26 protein-coding genes and 1 riboswitch are annotated in these 21,660 nt (G+C 43.5%); of the genes, 20 read left to right on the top strand and 6 right to left on the bottom strand.

Features of this window, described 5'->3' with window-relative positions:
• Window positions 1-123: 123 nt before the first annotated feature.
• The 6 genes from L985_RS03040 (at window position 124) to L985_RS03060 (ending at window position 4,761) form a co-directional block, all read left to right on the top strand.
• The gene (locus tag L985_RS03040) at window positions 124-1,353 is read left to right on the top strand and encodes a DUF2254 domain-containing protein (protein ID WP_029340808.1); all 1,230 of its coding nucleotides are present in this window, start codon (window positions 124-126) and stop codon (window positions 1,351-1,353) included.
• A gap of 37 nt (window positions 1,354-1,390) precedes the next feature.
• Window positions 1,391-1,873, top strand: coding sequence for a DUF456 domain-containing protein (locus L985_RS03045; RefSeq protein ID WP_023467174.1), 483 nt, complete (start codon window positions 1,391-1,393; stop codon window positions 1,871-1,873).
• Between the two features lie 193 nt (window positions 1,874-2,066).
• The gene (locus L985_RS03050; RefSeq protein ID WP_047395079.1) at window positions 2,067-3,404 is read left to right on the top strand and encodes a hemolysin family protein; all 1,338 of its coding nucleotides are present in this window, start codon (window positions 2,067-2,069) and stop codon (window positions 3,402-3,404) included.
• 177 nt (window positions 3,405-3,581) lie between these two features.
• On the top strand, window positions 3,582-4,016 hold the full coding sequence (locus tag L985_RS03055) for an organic hydroperoxide resistance protein (protein WP_023467178.1): 435 nt from the start codon (window positions 3,582-3,584) through the stop codon (window positions 4,014-4,016).
• A 32-nt stretch (window positions 4,017-4,048) separates the two neighbouring features.
• Window positions 4,049-4,222, top strand: coding sequence for a hypothetical protein (locus L985_RS17005; protein WP_201247403.1), 174 nt, complete (start codon window positions 4,049-4,051; stop codon window positions 4,220-4,222).
• A gap of 26 nt (window positions 4,223-4,248) precedes the next feature.
• Window positions 4,249-4,761 (top strand): type 1 glutamine amidotransferase domain-containing protein, encoded by a 513-nt coding sequence (locus tag L985_RS03060; protein WP_047395082.1) that lies wholly within the window; start codon window positions 4,249-4,251, stop codon window positions 4,759-4,761.
• Between the two features lie 48 nt (window positions 4,762-4,809).
• On the opposite strand, the gene mce is transcribed toward L985_RS03060, so the two are convergent.
• Complete coding sequence (mce, locus tag L985_RS03065) at window positions 4,810-5,220, bottom strand: methylmalonyl-CoA epimerase (protein ID WP_029340810.1); 411 nt, start codon at window positions 5,218-5,220, stop codon at window positions 4,810-4,812.
• Between the two features lie 263 nt (window positions 5,221-5,483).
• Between mce and L985_RS03070 the strand changes: the two genes are divergently transcribed.
• The 7 genes from L985_RS03070 to L985_RS03100 all read left to right on the top strand — a co-directional run bounded on the left by L985_RS03070 (window position 5,484) and on the right by L985_RS03100 (window position 11,758).
• Window positions 5,484-6,929 carry a murein hydrolase activator EnvC family protein gene (locus L985_RS03070; protein ID WP_047395085.1) on the top strand — a complete coding sequence of 482 codons (1,446 nt, stop codon included), beginning with the start codon at window positions 5,484-5,486 and terminating at the stop codon, window positions 6,927-6,929.
• A 203-nt stretch (window positions 6,930-7,132) separates the two neighbouring features.
• Entirely contained in the window at window positions 7,133-8,410 is a 1,278-nt protein-coding gene (locus L985_RS03075) for a murein hydrolase activator EnvC family protein (RefSeq protein ID WP_047395089.1), read from the top strand.
• A gap of 63 nt (window positions 8,411-8,473) precedes the next feature.
• A riboswitch (TPP riboswitch) is annotated at window positions 8,474-8,584 on the top strand.
• A 115-nt stretch (window positions 8,585-8,699) separates the two neighbouring features.
• Window positions 8,700-9,503: a bifunctional hydroxymethylpyrimidine kinase/phosphomethylpyrimidine kinase gene (gene thiD, locus L985_RS03080; protein WP_029340813.1), complete on the top strand. Its 804-nt coding sequence runs from the start codon at window positions 8,700-8,702 to the stop codon at window positions 9,501-9,503.
• Window positions 9,484-10,251 carry a hydroxyethylthiazole kinase gene (thiM, locus tag L985_RS03085; RefSeq protein WP_029340814.1) on the top strand — a complete coding sequence of 256 codons (768 nt, stop codon included), beginning with the start codon at window positions 9,484-9,486 and terminating at the stop codon, window positions 10,249-10,251. The genes thiD and thiM overlap by 20 nt, the downstream gene beginning before the upstream one ends.
• On the top strand, window positions 10,241-10,879 hold the full coding sequence (thiE, locus tag L985_RS03090) for a thiamine phosphate synthase (protein ID WP_047395093.1): 639 nt from the start codon (window positions 10,241-10,243) through the stop codon (window positions 10,877-10,879). The genes thiM and thiE overlap by 11 nt, the downstream gene beginning before the upstream one ends.
• An 11-nt stretch (window positions 10,880-10,890) precedes the next feature.
• Entirely contained in the window at window positions 10,891-11,334 is a 444-nt protein-coding gene (locus L985_RS03095; RefSeq protein WP_231925690.1) for a hypothetical protein, read from the top strand.
• 55 nt (window positions 11,335-11,389) lie between these two features.
• Entirely contained in the window at window positions 11,390-11,758 is a 369-nt protein-coding gene (locus tag L985_RS03100) for an ArsR/SmtB family transcription factor (RefSeq protein ID WP_029340817.1), read from the top strand.
• 45 nt (window positions 11,759-11,803) lie between these two features.
• Here the strand turns inward: L985_RS03100 and L985_RS03105 are convergent, their stop codons facing one another.
• A complete protein-coding gene (locus L985_RS03105) occupies window positions 11,804-12,442 on the bottom strand; it encodes a CHASE3 domain-containing protein (RefSeq protein ID WP_029340818.1) in 639 nt (212 codons plus the stop codon).
• Between the two features lie 193 nt (window positions 12,443-12,635).
• Complete coding sequence (locus tag L985_RS03110) at window positions 12,636-13,502, bottom strand: YitT family protein (RefSeq protein ID WP_029340819.1); 867 nt, start codon at window positions 13,500-13,502, stop codon at window positions 12,636-12,638.
• Between the two features lie 138 nt (window positions 13,503-13,640).
• Here L985_RS03110 and L985_RS03115 point away from each other — a divergent pair, with 138 nt between their 5' ends.
• A complete protein-coding gene (locus tag L985_RS03115; protein ID WP_029340820.1) occupies window positions 13,641-14,243 on the top strand; it encodes a hypothetical protein in 603 nt (200 codons plus the stop codon).
• A gap of 183 nt (window positions 14,244-14,426) precedes the next feature.
• Window positions 14,427-15,263 carry a formate/nitrite transporter family protein gene (locus tag L985_RS03120; RefSeq protein ID WP_029340821.1) on the top strand — a complete coding sequence of 279 codons (837 nt, stop codon included), beginning with the start codon at window positions 14,427-14,429 and terminating at the stop codon, window positions 15,261-15,263.
• A 36-nt stretch (window positions 15,264-15,299) separates the two neighbouring features.
• On the opposite strand, the gene L985_RS03125 is transcribed toward L985_RS03120, so the two are convergent.
• Window positions 15,300-15,719, bottom strand: coding sequence for a YkvA family protein (locus L985_RS03125; protein ID WP_029340822.1), 420 nt, complete (start codon window positions 15,717-15,719; stop codon window positions 15,300-15,302).
• A gap of 98 nt (window positions 15,720-15,817) precedes the next feature.
• Here L985_RS03125 and L985_RS03130 point away from each other — a divergent pair, with 98 nt between their 5' ends.
• A complete protein-coding gene (locus tag L985_RS03130) occupies window positions 15,818-17,041 on the top strand; it encodes an aminopeptidase (protein WP_047395096.1) in 1,224 nt (407 codons plus the stop codon).
• Window positions 17,042-17,096: 55 nt separating this feature from the next.
• On the opposite strand, the gene murB is transcribed toward L985_RS03130, so the two are convergent.
• Entirely contained in the window at window positions 17,097-18,008 is a 912-nt protein-coding gene (gene murB, locus L985_RS03135) for a UDP-N-acetylmuramate dehydrogenase (RefSeq protein ID WP_029340824.1), read from the bottom strand.
• 248 nt (window positions 18,009-18,256) lie between these two features.
• Here murB and L985_RS03140 point away from each other — a divergent pair, with 248 nt between their 5' ends.
• From L985_RS03140 to L985_RS03155, 4 genes are all read left to right on the top strand, one after another.
• Window positions 18,257-18,772 (top strand): GNAT family N-acetyltransferase, encoded by a 516-nt coding sequence (locus L985_RS03140; protein ID WP_047395100.1) that lies wholly within the window; start codon window positions 18,257-18,259, stop codon window positions 18,770-18,772.
• Between the two features lie 15 nt (window positions 18,773-18,787).
• Complete coding sequence (locus L985_RS03145) at window positions 18,788-19,273, top strand: GNAT family N-acetyltransferase (RefSeq protein ID WP_051656213.1); 486 nt, start codon at window positions 18,788-18,790, stop codon at window positions 19,271-19,273.
• A gap of 29 nt (window positions 19,274-19,302) precedes the next feature.
• Window positions 19,303-19,662 carry a hypothetical protein gene (locus tag L985_RS03150; protein WP_029340826.1) on the top strand — a complete coding sequence of 120 codons (360 nt, stop codon included), beginning with the start codon at window positions 19,303-19,305 and terminating at the stop codon, window positions 19,660-19,662.
• A 112-nt stretch (window positions 19,663-19,774) separates the two neighbouring features.
• Window positions 19,775-20,710, top strand: coding sequence for a hypothetical protein (locus tag L985_RS03155; RefSeq protein WP_047395103.1), 936 nt, complete (start codon window positions 19,775-19,777; stop codon window positions 20,708-20,710).
• On the opposite strand, the gene L985_RS03160 is transcribed toward L985_RS03155, so the two are convergent.
• A complete protein-coding gene (locus L985_RS03160) occupies window positions 20,699-21,529 on the bottom strand; it encodes a GNAT family N-acetyltransferase (RefSeq protein WP_328286320.1) in 831 nt (276 codons plus the stop codon). The genes L985_RS03155 and L985_RS03160 overlap by 12 nt on opposite strands.
• Window positions 21,530-21,660: the final 131 nt, after the last annotated feature.

Genomic DNA, 21,660 nt, shown 5'->3' on the forward strand with positions numbered 1-21,660 from the left:
GTAAAACACATCCGTGCACTTCGACCAAACATATTGCTCAAAGTCAGTCAGTCAGATGGGTTTTAAAGCGCTCTAAATCAGGAAATCAATCAGTATAGTGCTATAAAAAGGAGGAATTTTATTTTGAAGAAGCTGAAAGTCCTGTCTCGAGAAATCAATTGGTGGTGGCCATTGTTATATGGTCTCATTGGGATTGGTTTGACGGGAATCGTGACGTGGTTAGATGTGTATATATCAGACTGGTTTCCAAAAGAGTGGCAAACGACACTTGGCTTAGCGCAGACAATCCATAGTTCGGTCTTTACCGGACTGCTCGCCATGATGACATTCACGTTCTCGACCATCCTGGTTGTATTGACGACCTATTCATCACAATTCTCACCTCGGACATTGCCTAATTTCATCGAGAATCGACAGGTGCAACACATCTTTGGCATATTCATTGGAGCGGTCAGTTACTCGATGACGATGCTCTTTTTCCTTCGTCCGGCTTTGAAGACGAGCGTCGTCGCTTCGACAGTAGCCGTTCTCGTCGTGTTGATATCGATCGTCGCATTCGTCGCATTCATTCATATCGTCAGCCAGTCGATTCGCGTGACGACATTACTCGATCGATTACACGAAGAAGGGAACGAATTATTGAAACGGCAAATCGGACATCTAGAATCGGGAGAACAAAAGATTACTGAGATTAAGAGGATAACAAATCATCCTTATATTATTCAGGCAACTCGAACCGGATATATTCAAGCAGTCGATTATGATGCTTTTGATCAGAAAGAACGCGTGTATATTCATCGAACCGTCGGCTCATTCGTAACAGAGGGAGAAGTCATCGGGCGGGCCACTTGCCGGGATATCAATGAAAGTATCTTGATTGGACCGACGAAATCTTCAGAACAGGATTTTGCATTCGTTCTTGAAAAATTAAGTGAAGTTGCTTTACGTGCGATTTCTCCAGGGATCAATGATCCAAATACAGCAAGACATGCGATTCGGATCATTGGTGACTTAATGCGACAGTATGCCGTAATACCAGATGGTGTGCTGGTTGTTGGCGAGGACAAGCAGCACGTCATCGTCCGGGAAACTTACCAACAATTGTTGTACACGACGTTTTATCAACTACGACATTACGGAGCAGAGGATATTTCGGTTCTCGCGACGATGCTCGAATCGCTTGGAACGATGAAGCGGCAAGCCTTACCTGCTCACTATGAAACCATTCAACGGTTCATTCCATATATCTGTTCGGAAGTGCGTTTTGAAACAATGAACGACTGGGATCGAGATTTTTTAAAAAATCAAATACATCGGGCGTTGAATGAAACTTTTGTCTCTCCTTCATCGTAATAAGGGCAAGAGAATCAAAAGAAGGGAGGGATAGAAAGTGACAATCTTGTTATGGAGTCTGATCGTCGTCTGTTTTCTAGTCGCTTTTGCAGGTCTCGTTTATCCGATCATCCCAAGTGCACCGATTTTAGTAGTGGGATTTTTGATTTATGGATTCGGATTCGGGTTCTCTGAATTATCGATTAGTTTTTGGGTGATTCAAGCGATATTCATCATTCTCTTATTCACACTCGATTATCTCGTTAGCGCCTACACCGTCGATCGACGGGGAGGCTCACAAGCAGCTAAGATTGCGACGACAGTCGGATTGATTGCGGGACCATTTATTTTGCCAGGAATCGGATTATTAATTTTCCCGTTCGTCTTTGCCATCTTGACGGAAAAAATCATTAGTAAAAAGACATGGCAAACCTCGGTTTCAGTCGGGATCGGAACAGTCCTTGGTATCTTATCAAGTGCATTGTTAAAGGGAATCGCGATGTTACTCATGATCGTGATCTTTATTCTCTATGTCGTCTGATGAATTGAAATGATGTCTTCAAGTACACATTTTATGAAAGTTCCGTTATAGTATGAAGTATGAAAAAGTAGGGAAGCTTTGAAAGTTTGAAGCTTCTTTTTGCTGTAAACCACCAGATGCCTCGGCATCTGGCTTTATATTAATGGAGGTGAATCCCCTTTCTTCGGGGAAACGATTGGACAGTACACACTCAATGGAGACATTCGACACGACGACGATCATCATTCGACTACTCGTCATTGCACTACTCATCGTCTTAACAGCTTTTTTTGTAGCTGCCGAATTTTCGGTCGTCAAAATGCGAATGTCTCGAATCGATCAGTTGATTACAGAAGGAAGCAAGACTGCGAAAGTGGCGAAGAGGCTACTTGAGAATTTGGATTATTATTTATCGGCCTGTCAACTTGGAATTACCGTGACAGCGCTTGGTCTCGGATGGTTAGGAGAATCAACGGTAGGTGCGATTCTCGGTATGTTGTTCGAAGAAATTGATATTCCGAACTCCGTCTCGACGATCATTTCGTTCGTTCTTGCATTCTCGATTGTAACGTTTCTTCATGTCGTACTTGGAGAGCTTGCTCCAAAATCTTTGGCGATTCAAAAAACGGAAGCCATCACGATGCTACTCGCGCCACCACTTTATTGGTTCGGTAAAATCATGAAACCTTTCATCTGGACATTGAACGGTTCAGCACGAATCATCCTTCGGTTATTTGGTGTCGAGCCAGCGGGACACGAAGAAGTCCATTCTGAAGAAGAGATTAAAATCATCATGACACAGAGTTATAAGAGTGGAGAAATCAACCAGACTGAGCTTTCCTACATGCAGAACATCTTCTCGTTCGATGAGCGAATCGCGAAAGATATCATGTTACCGCGGACGGACTTAATAACGATCTCGAACGATGCATCGATGGAGGACATCATTCGTCTCGTTGAAGAGTATCAGTTCACACGTTACCCAGTAGCGGAAGAAGGAGATAAGGATAAAATCCTTGGCTTCATCAATGCAAAACAATTATTTACGGATCATATGGCTAACAAAGGAAAAGCATTAAGCTATTACATCCACAACTTGCCGATTGTATCCGAGTATTCACCGCTTCAAGACGCTATGTTGAAAATGCAGGTGGAACGGACACCGATGGCACTCGTCATCGATGAGTACGGTGGTACGGCTGGTGTCATCACGATGGAAGACATCTTGGAAGAAATCGTTGGAGAAATACGAGATGAATTCGATAAGGATGAGAAAGCTGACATCGAGCAGATTCACGAACGATTATACCGGATTTCAGGACGCGTCTTGATTGATGACCTAAATGAACGCTTTAACCTAGGAATCGAAGAAGAAGACATCGATACGATTGGTGGCTGGGTCATGGCACAGGATACGGAAGTGTCGAGTGGCCAAGAATTCCGCTATCAGGAATACACGATCAAAGTCATGGAAGTCGATAATCATCAAGTCAAATCAATTTATCTTCAATTGCCTGATCGAGAAGAAACTGCAACAGAAGAGATCGGATAAGAAATAGAATGTGCAAGACGATGGACCTCGTGTTCATCGTCTTTTTTTGTCTACTAAAAAAATGAATCAGCTAAGGTGATAGACACCTCTTGTGTTTATCTCCCTCACTGACGGGTATTACTGTCTATGTGGCAAAAAAAGCATTTTTTAATTCAACAGGAAAAGGGGTTTTCTATTATGTCAAACGTCATTCTTACTTCACGTGCATCTGCAGTCGGTGGTCGCGACGGGAAAGTCGCTTCAGACGATAACGTCATTAATCTCGATTTAGTCATGCCAGGAACAAAAGGCAAAGAAGACATTCCGACATCAAACCCGGAACAGTTATTCGCAGCAGGATATGCCGCTTGTTTTGATGGTGCCTATAATTTAATGGCGCGCCAAGCAAAAAAACGAGTCGAGACGCGGACGAATTCAGAAGTCAGCCTCTTACAGGATGAAGCGGATAACGGTGTGAAAATTGCAGCAAAACTCGTCGTCGAGGTCGTTGGCGTATCGCAAGAAGAAGCCGAAGACTTACTAGAGAAGACGCACAACTTCTGCCCGTACTCGAAAGCGACACGTGGCAACATTGATGTCGATCTTTCTGTTAAAGTCGTCGATTCATTGTGAGCATAAGCGACGAATCATAAGGAGGGTTTTCCATGGCACCGAAAGAAACCGATCGTCCAAATGAAGAGTTGGAAGATGAACGGGATCGACTGTCTGAAAAAGAACGGAAACTGACAGAGGAGCAACAAAAGGAAATCCTAAAAGGTAAAGACGAGATGCCAGATGATCCGGTCTCTCCTCGTGATCGTGGAGAAAATCAGATTTAAATCAAACAAATTGGGGGATGAATTACATGTCTAAAAAAGTAGCAGTTGTACTCGCCGATCATTTTGAAGATGTCGAATTCACTGGACCTGTTGATGCGTTAAAAGAAGCGGGGCACGAGATTACTGTCATTGGTGCCAAAAAAGGTGCGGAACTTGTTGGGAAGCAGGAAGAGGCGAAAGTAAATGTTGATCTCTCGATTGATGAGACTTCAGCAGCAGACTATGATGCTCTCCTGATTCCAGGCGGATTTTCACCGGATTTACTTCGAGAAGACGAGCGTTTTGTCTCATTCGTTGAAGAATTCGATATGTCGAAAAAACCGATTTTTTCGATCTGCCATGGACCACAATTGATGATTAACGCAAAAATCGTCAAAGGAAGAAAAATGACAGGTTATAAATCGATTCGAATTGATTTAGAGAATGCTGGTGTGGACTTTGCAGATGAAGAAGTTGTCGTCGACGATAACTTCATCTCAAGCCGTCAACCGGATGATATTCCCGCATTCAATCGGGAAATCGTAGCCAAACTCGGCTAATACCATGAAACGAAAAAATCAGCACTGCAACGTTGCAGTGCTGATTTTTTATGGGTTCTCCGGATAATCACAGAGTTCTGTAATGACGCCGTGTGAATGCCGAGGATTCATATAAATCAGTCGTCGCCCGAATGGCGTCGTTCGGTACGTATCTTCTAAAAATGTTAATCCTTGTTGTTTTGCTTCTTCAATCGCTCGATCCAAATCCTCTACGCGATAAGCAATGTGATGGACACCTTTTCCGCGTTGTTTTAAAAAACGTGCGATCGGACTATCCGGACTTGTTGGCGTCAACAACTCGATGTGTGCATCATCGAACTCGATGACCGCGATATTGGAAGCAACACCAGGTGCGGGATTCGAGTACTCTCTTGTTAAGGTCCCTCCAAGCACGTTTGTATAAAATGAAATGGCTTCCTGCATGTCGCGAACAGCAATTCCAGTGTGGTCTAATTTCATATGATATCCTCCTTCTATTCGCTTCAGTTTCCCAAAAACACTTCAAAGTTGCAACGATGAGTTACCTTCCAAATGTTTCTATTACATAGAAGAAGAAAGATTTATTTAAAATGAAATATCACTGAAATATTATGGAAGAGGAATGAATGCTATAATCAAAAACGTTCTTATAAAAAAGAAAAACTATTACAGAATTTAAATTTAACTTAAATACTCTACGATAAATCATAAAACATACACTACAGAAAACGAGGGAATACTACATGAAAAAAACGTTCGCGTCGCTCATCGTTTCCGCACTGGTTCTTTCATCAGCACCTCATTTTGCAGCAGCTGACGATTTAAGTGAACAGAAAGCCAAAAACGAACAACAACAACAAGACAATGCTAAAAAGCAAAAAAACTTAGAGTCTTCTGTTAATCAAGAAGGTCAAAAAATCTCTAAAACACAACAAGAAGTCAATCGACTAGACGAAGCTTTGAACGAAAAAATCTTTGCTGTCGAAACAAAAGATCGTCAAATCAAAGCAACGGAACGTGAAATCGTTGAACTTGGAAAAGAAATCGAGAAATATAAAGCGAAACTAAAACGCCAAGAAAAATTACTTGGTGATCGTCTTCGTGTCATGCAAGAGAATGATGGAAACTCAATTAAATGGGAAGAAGTCATCTTTGGCTCTAAAAATGTTGGTGACCTCGTAAGCCGTGTCATGGCAGGGAAATCCATTTCAAAACAAGATGATAAAATGATCACGGATTATCAAAATACGCAAAAGCAATTAGCAGATGCGCAACAAAAAGTAAAAGAAAAGAAAGCACAGTTGGTCGTTGAGAAACAAGAATTAAAACGTCAACAAGCAGATCTTGAATCGCAATTAAAAGAGCGGAACAAACGCTTAAAAGAACTTCGTAAGAAAAAAGAAAAGTTCGAAACACAATTGATGGATGCAAAAGAAGTCCAGCAAATTCTAATTGCGCAAGAAAAAGCGATTGCTGCTGAAAAAGCAGCGCGTGAACGTGAAGCTCGAATTGAAAAAGAACGTCAAGCTCAAGCGGCACGTGAAGCGAAAGCACGCGCAGAAGCTGAAGCAGCACAAGCAGCAGCACAAAAAGCAGCAGAAGAGCAAGCCGCTAAAGAAGCAGCAGCTCAGCAAGCAGCACAAGAGAAAGCAGCACAATCGGCAAAACCTTCTGGTTCGACGAAGCAATCGGCACCAAAACCATCTACACCAGCACCAGCTGCGCCTGCTCCAGCGCCGTCAGCACCAGCTGCACCAAAACCAGCACCATCATCAGGTGGTCTGTTCATTCATCCAACTGCCGGAACTGTTACACAAGGGTATGGTTCTGCAGGTGGAGAGAACGGATATACGTTCCATAACGGAATTGACTTTGGTGGTCCAGTCGGTACGCCGATCGTGGCAGCTGCAACAGGTACAGTCATTACAGCATCAGGTGGCGGACCTTACGGAAATCATGTCATGATCGCTCACCAATTGAACGGGAAGACATATACGACAGTATATGCTCACATGAGTTCACTCAATGCCCGTGCTGGTCAACGTGTCAGCCAAGGTCAACAAATTGGCGCGCTAGGTAGTACAGGAAATTCAACAGGACCACACCTACACTTCGAAATCCATGTCGGTGGGTATAGCTATAGTGCAACTGGTCCAGCTAACTCAGTCAATCCATTATCAATGCTTTAATCGTAAAAGAATCGTTGCGTATGCAACGGTTCTTTTTTTTGTCATTTTCAAAAAACAAATCATATATTACAAAAAACCGTTTTCATTTGAAATGTAAATGAAATTTTTTTGAAACGATTACGGTGCTATAATCTATTTCAGATATGAGAGAAACTTGAATACTATAATAAAATATGAAAAAACATAAGTGAGGAAAACGATATATGCTAAAAAAACTAATTTCTACCATTGTTTTAGGAGCATTACTTATAACAGGAACGCAACCGATTGCAGCAGCGACAATTAAAGAAAAAAAGGCTGAGAATGCCGCTGAACAACGTAAACTTGAAAAAGCAATCAAAAAACAAGAAGCTAAAATCTCAAAAGAGCAACGTCAAATCAATCAAATTGACGCAGCAATCAATGAAAAGATTTTCCAAGTCTCCGAAAAAAATAAACAAATTGAACAGTTGAACGTTCGAATCGATGAGTTAAAGGCAGACATCGTCCGTTACGAAGAAATGTTACAGAAACAGGAAGAACTACTCGGTGATCGTTTGCGTGTTTTCCAAGAAAACGATGGAAACTCGATTAAATGGGAAGAAGTCATTTTCGGATCGAAAGATTTAGGTGATTTATTTAGCCGTGTCATGGCGGGGAAAAAAATCGCTGAGCAAGACGATAAAATGATTTCGGATTACATCGCTACGCAACAAAAATTAGCAGAAGCAAAACAAGCGCTCGTTGAGAAAAAAGCGGAGCAAATGCAGGAAAAGAAAGTATTGATTGAACAAAAGAAAGCGTTAAAGCTTCAAATGAAAGAACGTAGTGCTACGCTGAAGAAATTACGAAAAGGGAAGACGAAGTTCACGACAGAACTGTTAGACGCAAAAGAACTTCAAGCGACTCTCGAAGCGCAAGAACGTGCAATTGCGGCAGCAAAGGCAGCCGCTAAAGCAGCGGCTGAAAAAGCAGCAGCGGAGAAAGCAGCAGCTGAAAAAGCCGCTAAAGCGAATGCTAAAGCAGCAAAACAAACAGGTAAGAGTTCGGAATCAACTGGTTCCGTTGCCCCGCCCGTTGTTTCGAGTGGAGGAAAATTCGTTCGACCGTCTTCTGGTGGAGTATCACAAGGATTCGGACCAGCAAGCGGTGCGAATGGTTACACGTTCCACAACGGTGTTGATTTCAGTGGTTCGGTCGGGTCTCCAATCGTCGCGGCAGCAGCTGGAACGGTCATCACAGCATCAGGTGGTGGACCTTACGGCAATCATGTCATGATCTCTCACTTCCTAGATGGACAAGTGTACACGACCGTCTACGCACATATGAGTTCATTATCGGTTCGTGCAGGGCAAACGGTCTCTCAAGGTCAGCAAGTCGGGACACTTGGTAGTACAGGAAATTCAACAGGACCACACTTACATTTCGAACTACATGTCGGAGGCTATCAATACAGTGCTTCTTCTCCTCTAAATGCAGTCAATCCATTGGCATATCTGTAATCAAAACGGGCTTCGGCTCGTTTTTTTTTCTTCTCTATGCTACAGTTAAGGCGAAACGAATACTTGAGCAACTAGGGGAGCTGGAGGAATCCGGCTGAGAGGAAAACCAATCTGTTTTCGACCCTATTACCTGAACTGGATAATACCAGCGTAGGAAAGTTGAGCCGAACGGATACCGGAATGCGTGTATAACGCTTTCGTATAGCGTCGACTGCTTTTTTACAGCGGTCGGCGCTTTTTTTGTTGGTCACGACTCCCTTACATTGCTCGATGGGAAGGTGAAAAGAACATGAAACATGTACTGACGATTGCGGGATCCGACTCCGGTGGTGGAGCTGGGATTCAAGCAGATTTAAAAACATTTTCGGCTTTAGGCGTTTATGGAATGAGCGTACTGACAGCCGTCACAGCGCAAAATACGTTGGGAGTTCAAGCGGTGGAAGAGTTATCCCCAGAAATCGTAGATGCCCAGTTAACGTCGATTTTTTCAGACATTCGTGTCGATGCGATCAAAATCGGAATGGTCTCGAATGCGCAGACGATTCGTGTCATTGCTACACATCTCCGTAAACAAACAGTCCCTATTATATTAGATCCCGTCATGGTCGCTAAAGGCGGTCATGCCCTATTGCGGACGGAAGCTGAACAAGCATTGATTTCAGAACTTTTACCACTTGCGACTCTCGTCACACCGAATTTACCGGAAGCAGAACGTTTAACAGGACGATCGGTCACCAATCTAGAGGAAATGCGACTGGCGATGCATCAATTGGCTACACAGACAGGTGCAGTATTGCTAAAAGGTGGACATCTCTCAGGAGCTGCGACGGATTTGTTGTTTGATGGGGAAGTGGAACACCACTTCACATCGGAACGATTAGACAATCAACATACTCATGGTACTGGTTGTACCTTATCCGCAGCGATTGCAGCGCGGATGGCGCTTGGAGAAGATTTACAAGATAGTGTACGACAGGCGAAAAACTATGTCACGGAGGCAATTCGTCATGGATTTGCTCTCGGACAAGGTATTGGACCGACACATCATTTTCATTCACTTTGGAGGGATACACATGTTTACGACCATTCTTGAACACAAACCACTCATTCACCATCTGACGAACACGGTTACGATCAACGACTGCGCAAACGTCACACTCGCTGTTGGAGCATCCCCCGTCATGGCAGAAGACATTCGTGAAGTAGAAGAGATGGTTAGACTCGCGCAAGCTCTTGTCTTAAACATTGGTACGATCGATGCAGACATGCAAGCAGCTCAACGACTCGCAGTCCGTGAAGCGGGACGTTTGAATGTCCCAATCGTTCTTGATCCCGTAGGAGCAGGAGCAACGACATTACGTACTGCTTTTTCCAAAGAACTCATTGATCTCGGGTGTACGGTCATTAAAGGAAATGCTTCTGAAATCAAGACGTTACTTGGGGAAGACGGACGAACTAAGGGAGTCGATGCTGCGGGAGATGCAATTATGGATCGAGAAAGTATTCGCGTATTCGCTCGCAAACACAAATCTGTCCTCGTCGTGACAGGTCCGAACGACTACATTACGGATGGAACGCGCGAAATGGAATTACATGTAGGAACACCGCGTCTAGGAGACATCACGGGTACGGGCTGTATGACGGCCTCCTTGATTGCGAGCTTCCTCGGTGCAGGATATACGGCATTTGAGGCGGCTGTCCACGGGACATTTGTCATGGGAAAAGCAGGGGAACAAGCAGCCTCCGCGCAAGGTCTTGGTGATTTTAAACGAGAGTTGTTCAATGCCATCAGCCTTATGACGGAGCAAGACCTGGTGGAGGTGACAGAACGTGTCAATTGATTACTCCATCTATGCAGTGACGGATCGTCGGTACCATCCTGGAGTCGCGATCGATACGGTCGTTGAGGAAGCCATTTTAGGTGGTGCAACAATCGTGCAATTACGGGAAAAAACAGCGCAAGGAAAGGAATTCTTTGATCAGGCAGTTCGGTTGAAAACACTCACGGATCGCTATGATGTTCCTTTAATCATCAATGATCGGATTGATATCGCGTTACTCACCGGAGCTGGTTTGCATATCGGACAAGAAGACATTCCTTTAACCGCAGCACGTCGCCTTTTACCAGATGCTGTGATTGGCGTATCAGTAGCAACCGTTGCACAAGCGATTGAAGCAGAACGAGACGGAGCCTCTTATTTAGGGGTGGGTTCTCTATTTGCGACTTTATCCAAAGCGGACGCTGATTCCATGTCGCACACGATGCTTCAGGCGATTCGGGAAGCCGTACGATTACCTCTAATCGGTATTGGTGGAATCACAGCAACGAATGTCTCCTCTCTGCCCATCCCGCTGGAAGGGTATGCCGTCATCTCAGAGATTTTCGCTAAAGAAGATCGACAACTCGCTGCGCAGCAAATGACAGATGCTGTGCGAGAATGGCATCAATCACTTCAGAACAGGGTATAATCCGTTCAGAGGTGATTGTATTGAAATGGCAGACGATCCGTTTTCGCGGCTATTGGATTCGATATCGGTTAGAACCACAAATCATTCGAGTCGATAATCAGGGGATCTACCATCTAGGAAAAGTCTTATTTCCGCGTCCTAATCGTGTTTCCTATGAAATGGCCCTTTTATTGAAAGAAAAGTATGAAAGACGCTACAAACGTCCGTTGTATATTAAAACGAGCTCGATTGCGACGGAAATTTGGGGTCATACTCATTTAGATATTTATTACCGGGCACTTCTTCGTCTACCGATTCCGACGCGACTTCGTCAACGTTATACGAACCGATTAGAAAGCACGAAAATCATTGATATCGGCGTACGCGCTGTCGACCAAAATCGAATTGTCTGGGATATCGGAGATTACGTAGGAGGATGGTTCGTGTTTTGGCTCATTCGCAGACGAATGCGCTGAACTTGCAATGTCCCGTTTCTCGTGGTGCAATATAGGTAGAAACGAGGTGACAGACATGGACATTCCCCGTTGTGAAACGATTGCGATTGACGAACAGCGTGCGTCTGAAATCGGACGAATCGTGGATACGATTCCGACGCTTGAAATCGGAAAGCTATTTAAGATTCTTTCGGATGCGACACGACTGCGAATCGTTTATGCGTTGACGATCGAAGAAGAACTATGCGTTTGTGATGTCTCAGCCTCTGTCGACTGTTCGATCGCGACAGCGTCGCATCATCTTCGGTCTTTGTTGAAACAAGGACTCGTCAAGTTCCGAAAAGAAGGAAAAGTCGTCTATTATTCCTTAGATGATCATCATGTATCATCGCTTGTGCATATGGTGATGGAACATGTACAAGAGGGAAAAGCAATGCCTGAATAAATCTTTAGAATAAACGAAAAGCGCAGCCGAAGCTGCGCTTTTCGTTTATTCTAAAGACGATTGTTCTGATCCCTTAGGAGCGAAGCGGTGGAAGAAAAAGACCGTGGCACTAATTAATAAAAAGGACAGGATGGAGAGAGCAAGACACATCCATTTATATGTAGCGATTAAAGAATCTGATTGTTGTAATTTGGCTTGAAGCGTTTTATACAAATCATCTTTCACACGGGATAAGTCTTCGAGAATCGTTTGAGTCGTCTGAGTCGACTGTCTAGCAAGACGTTTTGCGGCTGTTGGACTTTGACGTTCATAGACAACAAACACGCGTTCAATCTCGGACTCCCAGACATTGTTGCGGCGAAGGAGATCTTTAATCGTCCCTGGGGTAGTCGACGATTGGTTCAGACTATTGCGCAAATCATGAATTTTAGACGTTGAAAAGTAATATTGTTCGATATAACGATTATCTTCATACAATAAGAGACCACGAACCGCATTGGCACGATCTCGATTGTGTTCGACCAACTGATCTACCTGATTGATTAAAGGTATATTATGATCCTTCATTTGCTCGGTCATCGTTGCAATCGTCCGATAACCGGATAACGCATAGATGATCGGGATAGAGGCGAATAAGCTGACCAAGAAAATCAGCAGAATACGCTGACGCCAAAGAGAGTGCATGCAATCATTCCTTTAAATAAAAGACTTGTCATAAGCTTAACTACTATCGTAAAAAAAGTGAAGCCTGTCTATTTTTTGAATAGGGATAATGACTGAAAAAGTGAATAATACTAATAAAAAAGCAGGAAAGATGATGCAATACGAGAAGCTGTTTTAAGAAGATAAAAAAAGCACAGCTAAGCTGCGCTTGGTGTTAAAACGAATACGAATGTTCCTTGTAATTGCCGAAGACAGTGTGGATTTCCGAGAATGTAACGAATGCATTCGGTTCGACAGAAGAGACGATTTCTTGCAAACGGACGATTTCGTTATTTTGAACGACGACATAGACCATTTTTTTCGTTCGGTTGGAGTATCCCCCACGTGCATCAAGAATCGTGACGCCACGTCCGAGTTCTTTTGTGATGACTTCATTGATTTCATCTGCTTTCTCACAAATGATAATACATTGCTTAGAAGCAGAATAGAAACTGTAAACCGTCTGAAGGGCTTTGGCGCGAACAAAGCTCATGATGAGAGCGTACATAACATGTTTAAGATCAAAGACCCACCATACTAGGATGTAGATGACAAGATCTTGCATCAGAAATATACGAGGAAGTGGCCAGTTATGAAAACGAGCAAAGAAAAATTTTCCAAGAATATCAAGCCCTCCAGTTGAAGCACCACCGAAGAAGATCAATGCCATTGCGAGACCAGAAACTAGACCAGCAAAGATAGAAGCGACGAGCGGATCATTTAGAGATTCCGGAACGATTTGAGTCGGAATCCAGTCAATTAAAAAGGAAGAAGCAATGACGATAATTCCAGATAAGAACATGAATCGTTTGCGCAGGAAACGGAAACCTAAAAGGAAGAGGGGAATGTTTAAGAGCAATTGCGTTAATCCGATTGGCGTGTGGAAGAGCTCTTGAATAATGAGCGTGATCCCCATGATACCACCTGATCCGATATCATTTGGAGATAGTAGTAGGCTGATGTAAAGGGAATACAGCAACGTACCAATGATTAAGAAACTGATTTTTTCAACTCTCTTTTTCTGTGGGTGTGTTGTAGTCATGGCAATATGATGAGTGACCTCATGCTCCTCCTTCTGTGAGTATCTGCCTGCAAGAGTACGCTCATATGCATAAAATTTCAACCCTTCTTATGAAAAAAAAGATGAAAAAGGGTACGTTTTTTTAGGAAGGTGATGAAAATGAAGAAAATGTTATGGATTCTTGGTTGTATCTGCTTAGGAATACTAGTTGGAATTCGTCTTTTTGAACAACCCAATGAAAAAAATCAATCATCCATTTGGCATGATGGTGATCTTGTAGCGAGACAAGTGGGGGCCTCGATGACGAATACGGTAGCGGTTCGTCAACTAGCCGAACAACTTCCGTTCTCATCAGAATTAAAACAGGTAGATGTTGAAGGAGAATCGTTACGTCTTGCCTATGAAGTGACAGGAAAAGAGCGACAAGCTTGGATCGGTACCGATACCGGGACACTACAAGTGAATCAGGATTTTTTAAAGGCTCGATTATCTAAAGTTCTGATGCATCATACGCTTGTTTTATTTTCAACGATTCCTGATTTAACTGACCTAGAAATTCACTACACGGATCCGTATTCAGGTGCAGATTTTACGATGGACCGGAAAACATTCGACGCCTATACTCCGACCGATATCGAACGAGCTACTTCGTCTTCTAGACGCTTTAATCGTGTCGTCATTGATGGCTATGTGCTTGATGAATCAAGACGAAATACTTTCTTTGAACGCTTCGCATCACGACTACGAATTCAAACTAATTAGTTGTATAAAGCAAGAAAAGGCATTTTTCACAATCTCGACACAATGATATCGTTTACATCTCGTTCTTTTATAAAAACGATAAAACAGGTCTATTCAATACTTGAACATCTTTTAAGATGGAAGTATGATAATAAATGAACAAACATTGTGAAGTGTTGAACAAAAGAAAGAGAGGTTTCTACGATGAACGAGGTAGAAGCATTAGAAGGATTACGGAATAAAGCAATCAAGTCGACGCGCATGCTACAAATGCGTCCTCTCGAGTACTTAGTTCGTGCCATGCTAGCGGGGATTTTCATTGGATTTGCAATTATTTTTACCTTAAAAGCAATTAACGGTCTATATATGGCGGAGTCACCTGTTGCGACACTTGTCGGTGGACTGACCTTCGGAGTGGCACTTGTCTTGATCGTTTACGGTGGGGCAGAGCTGTTTACAGGAAATACGATGTATTTCACGACGGCGACGATGCGCGGCTATACGACGAAGATGGATACGATGAAGGTCTGGTTAATCTGTCTAATCGGAAATGGACTTGGAGGATTAGCGTTTGCGCTACTCTTTTCCCAAACAGGAATCATACAAGAGCTTGGTATGAACAATTGGTTGTTTGCGGTATCGGAAACGAAAATTCATCATACGACGTGGGAAATCTTCACGCGGGCAATCTTCTGTAACTGGATGGTCTGTTTAGCGATTTTCATTCCAAAGAATATGAAGAATGAGTTGGCGCAAATCATGATGATGATGGTACTTGTTGCAGTATTCTTTGCTTCTGGATTTGATCACGTCATCGCCAATATGGCATTGTTCTCCATTGCGTTAGTCGTACCACATCCGGATACGATCACATTTGCCGGAGCGATGCATAACCTGTTGCCAGCTTTAGCCGGTAACATCATTGGTGGAGCAGTCTTCATGGGAATGATTTATACGTGGCTGAATAAAGAAAAATTAGAAGTAGATGAATCACGTCAATCCACGACACCTGTTCATATTGCTTCGAAACAAAATGCATAATCAAAAAGCAGCTGTCGCGACAGCTGCTTTTTTCATTCATTCCATATGTTGAAAGCGATCGACGTCTGCAGCCAGTTCTTCGTAAATCGTCTCGACGATTTGTGCATCATCGAAGAGCCCGAGGACGTTATCGTCCGGTAAGGCGTCAACAGGAGACGTGAAGTACAGAACGGCCGTCAACAACAATTGTTCCTGTTCCGCATGCATTTCAAATTTTTTCTGATAGAGAGCACGAAGCATTTCAAGCAGTTGTTTTAATTGAAAATAAAGGACGAGTTCTGCCTCGCGTTCGATGTCCGAGCTTTCTGTAGACGCGATATCTTGCGTCAAGTGCGCAAGTCCGACTTCTGCTCGAACTAACAATTCTTGTTGTGCTTTTTCATCCCCAACGAGGTCGAGTGCCTGTCGGTGAAAATACGTATAAGCCGATTTAAAATCTCCGGGTGTAAATTCCATGGTGATGCCTCCTTCTATTCTCCTTCTAGTTTCGCCTTATTTCTTGCAAAATTGCAACTATTTCGTGAAAATAAAGATACAAGAAAGGGGATTACATAATGCCGACACAAGCAGAATTACAACAATACGCGTCTTTAGCCGTGCGTACTGGAATTAATCTACAACCAGGACAACAACTCGAGGTGCGTGCAGGAATCGAAAATTTGCCGCTCGTTCGTGAAATCACGCGTGTTGCCTACGAAGTAGGAGCTACGCAAGTATACGTACAATGGTCAGATGATGAGATGACGAAAATCCGTTATTTCGATGCACCGGAAGAGTCGTTTGATACGTTCCCGGATTGGTTAAAAGCACGTTACGACCAACTGGCAGAGGAAAAGACAGCGTTCTTATCGGTCGTCAGTGAAGATCCAGATTTATTGAATGGCGTTGATTCAAGTCGAATCGCACGTGCGAATAAAGCAGCCGGTGTCGCTCTCGCTAATTGGCGGAAGTTCGTCATGAGTGACAATGTCAGCTGGTGTGTCGTAGCAGCACCTTCTGAAAGCTGGGCGAAGAAAGTATTCCCTGATTCAAGTGAGCCAGTTGAAGAGCTCTGGTCAGCTATTTTAAAAGCAACACGTGCCGATCAAGCGGATCCGGTCACTGCATGGGCGGATCACGATCAAAATCTGCGTTCAAAAGCAAAATTCCTGACAGAGAAGAAATACAAAACATTGCACTACACAGCCCCAGGAACAGAATTATCAATCGAATTACCAGAACGTCACGTTTGGTTAGGTGGCGGTGGTCCGAATGCAGATGGTGTTGATTTCATCGCGAATCTGCCGACAGAAGAAGTGTTCACGTTACCGAAAAAGACAGGCGTCAACGGGCATGTCTCGAGCACAAAACCACTTAGCTATAGTGGGAACTTGATTGATGAGTTCACACTCTGGTTCGAGAACGGAAAAATCGTTAAAGCGGAAGCAAAACAGGGTCAAGAAGCATTAGATGACTTGATTTCACTTGATGAAGGTGCACGTTATCTCGGAGAAGTTGCGCTCGTACCACACCGTTCGCCGATTTCTGACTCGGGTATCCTATTCTATAATACATTGTTCGATGAAAATGCTTCATGCCACTTAGCGATTGGTCGTGCGTACTCGACATGTCTCGAAAATGGTCCAAGCCTTTCAGCAGAAGAACTAGAAGCACAGGGTGCAAACGACTCGATGACGCATGTCGACTTCATGATTGGATCCGCGGATCTATCGATTGAAGGAGAACTTGCAGACGGAACGCGTGAATCAGTCATGCGTGACGGAAACTGGTCGATCTAAACGAACAAAAAGGTGAGTCCGAATACGGAGCTCACCTTTTTCGTAAAATGATTGATTATGCTTCTTCACCGATGATTTTCACTTCTGTCTCAAGTAAGATACCGAATTTTTCTTGAACGGTTTCTTGGACATGACGAATGAGCGCGATATAGTCGGATGCTGATGCATTCTCGACGTTGACGATGAAGCCAGCGTGTTTCTTCGACACTTCAGCGCCACCGATGCGTGTTCCCTGTAAGTTGCTATCTTGAATCAGTTTCCCTGCAAAATAGCCTTCTGGACGTTTAAAGACGCTACCACAAGAAGGATATTCGAGTGGTTGTTTCGTTTCTCGCTTATGCGTCAAATCATCCATGACTTCCTTGATTAGTGCTGGGTCACCCTCTGTTAAGGCAAACCGACCTTCGAGGATGATATATTCTTTCTTCGAGAAGCAACTTGTCCGGTATCCCAGTTCGAGTTCATCATGCGAAATGTTTAACAGTTCTCCTTGTCGTGTCAATACAGTAGCGCTATGGAGACAATCCTTAACTTCACCACCGTATGCTCCCGCATTCATGATCAATGCGCCACCAATCGTTCCTGGAATCCCACAAGCGAATTCAAGACCGCTGAGCTGATGCGCGTAAGCTACACGTGAAGCTTCGATGATTGCTGCGCCACTTTGAGCGACGAGTTCATGTCCTTCGACCGAGATATCGGTTAACTTCTCAAAGGAGAGGACAATGCCGCGGATGCCACCATCACGAACGACAAGATTCGATCCGTTTCCAAGCAACGTCAAGGGAATACCTTGTTCGTGAGCATATCGGACGACAAAAGCCGTTTCTTCATAAGAAGTTGGGATGATGAATAAATCCGCGATTCCTCCCATTTTAGTATACGTATGATATTTTAACGGTTCATTGATTAGTACGGACTCTTTTGAAATGCCTTCATACAGTCCCGTCATTACTTGTTCAGTCATTATGGTCTCAGTCCTTTTCGTGAATTCCTACCCAGCGCTCATGCGCTCAAAATATATTTTAACATTAATCGTGCGGTCGTTGTTCAACATACTGTTCCCAAAATACCGACTTATGCCGGGAATTGCAAGCACTAGGGAGTGAATGTCATCGATTAGTAATGAAAAATGTCACAGGGAAAGCAGGATCAGGAAGAGGAATGAAGCGAAAAGAACTCGGGAAAAGAGAAGTATAGAAGGAGGCGATGACGATGGAAAGTGAACGTTTATGGATGCGACCGTTCGAAGAAGAGGATTTCAGTTTTTATAAGTCGCTTGTCCAAAATGAGCAAGTTATGCGTTATATCAATGGAGGTACGGCTCTGAGTGAAGATGAAGCACGAGAGTGGTTCGAACGGCAATTGGAGCGATACTCGGATGAACGACAAACTGGTTTTTTGCTGTTATTCAAAAAAGAAACGAATGAACCGATTGGTTTCGCTGGGTTATTGATGCAGGAAGTGGATGGAAAAGAAGAGTTAGAAGTCGGTTATTGGCTCGAACCGAAGCACTGGAAAGTCGGTTATGGTCGTGAAGCAGCGAAACAACTAATGATGGAGGGGTTCAATCGAGGGCATGATCGAATCATCTCAATCATTCATCCTGATAATCGTGCTTCGCAAAATGTTGCTCGTGCAAACGGGCTGAATTGGGAAAAAGATACGATTTTTAGAGGTATTCCCGTCACGATCTACGCAGGACAATTATCACGACTTTGTCGTAACTAAAGAGGAGAGCTTTTTATGTACGAATTTGAATTCAAGTCTTTTCATCACATGACACCTGATACCTTATATGCACTTTTAAAATTACGAACGGATATCTTCGTCGTTGAGCAGGAGTGTGCGTATCCGGAGCTAGATGATCAAGATCAACAAGCGACACACCTAATCGTACGGAGTGAGAGCGGTCAAATCGTCGGATGTCTTCGGATATACGATCATCCGACAAAAGGAATAGCGATTGGACGGGTAGCCGTTCACCATGCACACCGGTCGGTTGGGTTAGCAAGACAAATGATGGAGAAAGCGATGGTTCATTTGCAGAAAGAAGCTGCGATCTACTTACAGGCACAAGCACACCTAGAAGGGTTTTACGGGTCGTTTGGTTTCGAAACCGTATCCGAACCTTATTTAGAAGATGATATTCCACATGTGGACATGCAGTTTCACGTAAAGGATTCGAAAAAAGACTTCACGTCGACGATCGATGAACCGATGAATAAGTAGAATGAACTTTTCTCGGAGGTGGATCAGTCATGAAGAAAGTGCTGGTCATTTTCGCTCTTAGTCTAATCGGTATCCTATCTTTAGGAGTGGGTATTTCGTATGCTCAATTGCAGGGAAATTATCGTGACTCTGAAAAAGAATTGATGACGATTTTAGAGCGGCAACATGATTTGTCAGCTTCCTCCTTTCTTGAAGTACGCGCATCATTCTCTTTACGACATCGACAAATCATACACGTTCGACTTCGGGGTGAACCTGCCATCACATACGAGTTCATTCAACCAAAGGATGAAATCGAATATCTGGGGTCTGTCGGAACAAGTGTTGAAAAGACAGGAAAACAAGATGCCGTCTTTCGAAATACTCATCTAAAAGTCGGTAAAAAATAAAAAATGGAGAATCTTCCTGAAACGCCGGAAGATTCTCCATTTTTTACTTTCAAGACGATAGGATATTGCGTACACTACGAAGAGATACTGGAATGAGGAGGTCGAGGGAATCATGTGGAAACCCTTTATAAAAAATCAATCAATTGCACCGGCGTTACAAGCCTTCCGGGAGCTTGACATCGAAATGTTTCGGACATATGTTGCCCAACTGAACGATGCGGAACAACAGGCCTTACAATTCATTAAGCGTGCGCTAGAGCAGGATTCACCTGCTCATTTAAAAATAGCGCTCGAAATGAAACAACCACTCGTCGAGGTCGATCGTCTGTTTCAAACACTCGTCACTTGTCAAAATCGTCAGCAGTTACTCGAAATGTTGCTAGCATACGGTCTGGACGTCAATCAAGTCTATACACTTGAAGGGCATCGCTCGATCGTCCGCCAACCTCTTCACTTTCCGGTAGGTCTATATGCGGCGCGCCATTCAGAGTTATGGGCACTTGTTGCTGAAAAGCTGGACGTTACTTATACGATGCATCTTCAACGCAGTGATCAATTCATGGAGACGCATGAATTGAATCTGCTTGATCTCGTCTTATTGCTCGATATAGAAGAGGAGTTGACGATTCGAGTGCTTGATCAGCTGTGCGAATGCAAGGCGACCGTTGGACTTGCAGAACGATTACAACGTCCCGCTTCACCATTGTTGCTAAAGACGATTGAGGCGGATGCCTATTTGCCGACGTTTGTTTATGCTAAACATTATGTCCCGTTTTATGCGCTGATTGGACGACAAACCATACTGTTCCAATCTTTATTGAACCGCGTGATGCAAGCATCCATTGCGTCTGAAATTATTGAAGATGCCTTGCTTGCTTTTCATAATCACCAACCCGGACTTGCCTTGACATGGGGAGATGCCTATATCGAACAGTTATACGAGATGGGGCTAGTGCTTCGTAAAACGGGTCATGTTGATTTTCGGGAAATGGATGCGGAGTATGTGTTGCCTGAATACAAGGGAATCGTCAATCGCCTAAATGATTAATGGAGGTGGATCCGTACTGAACGTATGCCAATGAGAGGTTAACTGGATATCGCAAAACATCGAGGGGTGATACAGGCGTAGTACATCTTGTTGTGTGGATAGAAAAGATACTTCAAACGTTTGGATGTTTGCGCGTCGTAATTTTTCTTGAAATGTATGAAGGATACGGCTACCGTATCCTTGACGTCTCAGCTCAGGTAGGCACGTAATTTCAAGAAGACGGATATTTTGTCCCTGCTTTTGAAATAATAGTGTACCGACAATCAGTTGCTTATCATAGACTAGGTAAGGAATCGCTTTTCGGTGAATCAACTTGTCTAAATCAGATACCTGATAAGGAAAAAAGTGATGTGTTCCTCGAATGGCATCGTTACGAAGTGCGAGATAAGTATCTTGATTCTGTGCATGAACAGCTTTCAAACGCAGCGTAGCAGGCTGTCCTTCTGAGAGTCCAATTAAACGAAACTGTTCGGCATATAAACTATAACCAAGCTCTTTCCAAATCGAAGTTAGAGAAAGATCATGCGGCGGGGACACTTGTACATGAATATGCCGACATCCTTGTCGAACGGCATGTAAGTGTAGCAAAATAGCCAGACGACGAAAGGCTTTGATATCGTGAAAGGCACCGTTTATAAAGTGAACGATGTCATGCACGACATGATATCCAAGCGTCGCTTTCACCTGACCGGATTCGAGGTAGACCCATTGACAATCTTCAAGCGGCTGAAAAAATGAAAAATCAGATGCCTTTTGATGGTGCTGTAGAAGTTGATGGACGTGTCGCCTTTGAACATGAGACAATTGATTGTAATACACAATAGGCAAATTAAGTTCCTCCTTTAGCAAAGTGAAGTTGAAAATATCTTGCTTTTATATTACAGGAAATAAAAGGTATTTATATCTTCTATTTCAAACAAAAAGTAGATGGATTCCTGAAGATAAGAAAG

Source organism: Exiguobacterium sp. ZWU0009, from assembly GCF_000798935.2.
GTDB classification, from domain to species: Bacteria; Bacillota; Bacilli; order Exiguobacteriales; family Exiguobacteriaceae; genus Exiguobacterium_A; species Exiguobacterium_A acetylicum.